Source organism: Deinococcus sp., from assembly GCF_030523985.1.
GTDB lineage: Bacteria > Deinococcota > Deinococci > Deinococcales > Deinococcaceae > Deinococcus.
Map to the genome: position 1 here is coordinate 1 of NZ_JAUNHK010000177.1, position 1,338 is coordinate 1,338.

1 protein-coding gene is annotated in these 1,338 nt (G+C 60.7%); it reads left to right on the top strand.

Going from position 1 to position 1,338, the window contains the following annotated elements:
- Positions 1–34: 34 nt before the first annotated feature.
- Positions 35–1,338: M12 family metallopeptidase (locus Q4C89_RS14585; protein WP_303103349.1), on the top strand; the 1,304-nt coding region annotated here is incomplete at its 3' end.

Here is a 1,338-nt window from a genome sequence, read left to right on the forward strand (position 1 = left end):
CGTCGCGCCTTCATGCCGCTCATAGGAGAAAACGATGAAACGCATTTCCCTTACCTTTGGTGTCGTGGCCCTGTCCCTTATGGCGTGTGGTCAGAAGCAGCCCACCTTGCCTTACACCAAACCCATTGTCGCGCCCAACGGGATAGATACCTATACTCCGATTCATGCTCCCAAAGGTCTGGAAAACCAGAAGCCGGATTTGACGGTGGACCTGCGCCAGCACAGCCTGAAATCGCTGAGTGATGTCCAGAAGGAGCAACTGGCGACCGAAGGTGTGGTGCGCGTCATTCTGCCAGGCGGTCAGGCCGTGACCTACGCCAACGTGGAAGGCCATATGGTGCTTGACGGCGACATGATTCTGGGGCACTCCGAAGAGGCTTACAAGATTCTGGACGGTCTGGTGCGTTCGGGCGGCAAAATCAACGGTCTGGGGCTTTCCGAATTTGGAGCGGGCCGCGCCAACTGGGGCAAAACCATTCCCTATTACTGGAATTCCAGCTCGTTTACGTCCTCGCAGGCCAGCGTCCTGAACTCGGCCATCTCGCTCTGGAACCAGCAGGTTGGGGACGCCGTGCAGTGGCAGTGGAACACCACCCCCTACAACAAAGTGCAGTTCGTAAACGCCAGCGGAAGTGGGGCCTGCGGCTCCTCGTACGTCGGCATGATTGGCGGCACCCAGCCGGTGACCATCGGCTGCTTCAACGTCGGCACCGTGATTCATGAGATGGGCCACGCGGCAGGACTGCACCACGAGCACCAGCGCTGTGACCGTGACAGCTATGTCGTCCTGAACGGCAGCGACCCCACCAACTTCGGGCGTCTGTGTGACCGCTACAGCTACGGCAATTACGACTACGACTCCATCATGAACTACGGTGCGCCCTATGTTTACGCCAAAAATCCGCAAGGCCCCTATGAAGGCTCTCCCAGCAACCTGGGCAACGGCAGCCGCCTGAGCGCCGGAGACATTCGCGCCCTGCGAGCGATTTACCCCAACAGCGGCACCACGACGCCGACCAACCCCACCCCGACCACTCCACCCCCCACGGGCGGCGTGACCTACAAGGGGACGCTGAGCAGCGGCTACTACGCGGTGCATCCCTCAGGCGGCTTTTCTTGGTACGGCGGAACCTTGACGGCCCAGCTGACCGGGCCAAGCGGCGCAGACTTCGACCTGTATCTGGTGCAGCGCTATCCCGACGGCAACTGGTACCAAGTGGCCCGCAGCACCAGCCCGGGCGCCAATGAAACCATCACCACCAGCCAAACCCCTGGCATCTACCGCTGGTACATCGAAAGCTACAGCGGCAGCGGTTCTTACACCCTGGTCGCCACCAA